2 protein-coding genes are annotated in these 1,567 nt (G+C 32.8%); both read left to right on the plus strand.

The window, feature by feature from the left end; all coding sequences use genetic code 11:
* Positions 1 to 304: 304 nt before the first annotated feature.
* A complete protein-coding gene (locus EV200_RS21655) occupies positions 305 to 625 on the plus strand; it encodes an EndoU domain-containing protein (RefSeq protein WP_229676901.1) in 321 nt (106 codons plus the stop codon).
* 16 nt (positions 626 to 641) lie between these two features.
* Positions 642 to 1,022 (plus strand): hypothetical protein, encoded by a 381-nt coding sequence (locus EV200_RS21660; protein WP_132536551.1) that lies wholly within the window; start codon positions 642 to 644, stop codon positions 1,020 to 1,022.
* Positions 1,023 to 1,567: the final 545 nt, after the last annotated feature.

A 1,567-nucleotide genomic window follows, 5' to 3' on the forward strand; every position in this document is an offset into this window, starting at 1 on the left:
ACCGCTGGTTTAGTTACAGAAGCACAGTATTATAAGTATAGCAGCGCTGTAGATTATTATGAAGAAAGAGAAGGTTTAGTGCCAATAATGTTTATTTAGAGGTTGTATTTCGGTCTGGAGACCTGGCTTTAAGAAAAGGTTTAAGTGATCCTTTGGAACACTTAAACCAGAAGGGGAGGGTAAATTAATCGAAAAGTATAAACACCTTCCTGCGCCCCATCCTGACAGTCACAAATGGTCAAGAAAAGGGGTACATCACAAAGACGCATTAGAAAAAACAGGAAGAAATGGTTTAGGACGAATTGTGGAAGATCAAAATGGTAATGAAATTAAAAAATATTTTGATCCTCCTCATGATACCTATTATAGGGCTAAACTTGAAATCTTTAGTAAAGATTATAAAAATGGTGCGGGTGGGTGGCTTACAAAACCCACCCAAGAGGGATATAGTAGTACTTTTTTTCCAGACTGGACTAAACAGAAATTACAACAAGAATTGGCTTTAGCTTGGGGTAATAAAAAGTACTTCAAATATTCACAATATACTGGAGAGATGTCTGATGGTGTTAGGGTTAGGTTTTATCTTAGAAACGATATTATTACGAGCGCCCATCCCGATTTATAATTATAATATTAAGAACATGAGAAAAGAAATCATTGATAAATATCAAATCAGATTTGAAAATTTAAAAATTGATTTGGGACGAGGCCCAAATAATGAAAAATTAATCGATATAAACATAAATGATTTAGGTGGTTTTTTAATAAGCATTAAAAAACCTGATTATTATACCTCTGAATTGTTATTAGATATAGCTCGTGCCTTAGAGGGGCCAGAAACTGAAGAAGGTATAGAAAAAGGTGGGACTACTGTTCTTTTTTATATTCACAAAACCAGGACAGATTTTTATTCAAATTATTCTGATGATTTTTTTTCTATTCCAACTATTGACTTTAAAGAAATTGTAATTGGATGGAGAGATTTTTTATTACAGCCGCCATTGGATGGAGCTAAGAGGTAAATTTTGTATACCTTAAGAATAAGATATTGTCAAAAGCATAAAAAACAATAGTTTTAACCTCCTCGCTGGCGCATGCGTGCCGCGTGTGAAATATTATTATAACAATTCATACTGATTTTTTATTAAAGAGATCATAGTTTAGCAGTCTCTTAAATAAAAAAATGCTATTGCATACTAAAATAAGATTTTTAAAGATCTAAAACATTTAACGTTACAATGTCCACCCACCCCCCCCTCTGGTTTAAGAGTTCGCTTTTTCAGCGGTCTCTTAAATTTAGCTTGTAAACGAAGACTTTGTCTGAAGATATAGCAGAAACAAAACGACTGAAAAACAGCTCTGAAATAGTTACGAATAATTGTTTGGGAATAAAATTTAAAAAATGAAATGCATTACCCATGGCAACAAAATATAGGTTTGACGATAGTAGCATACCACATTTTATAACCTTTGCTGTTGTAAACTGGATAGATGTTTTTAGTAGAGAATGTTATAAAGAGATAATTGTAGAAAGCTTAAAGTTCTGTATAACAGAGAAAGGACTGAA

This window comes from Pedobacter psychrotolerans, assembly GCF_004340665.1.
Taxonomy (GTDB): Bacteria; Bacteroidota; Bacteroidia; order Sphingobacteriales; family Sphingobacteriaceae; genus Pedobacter; species Pedobacter psychrotolerans.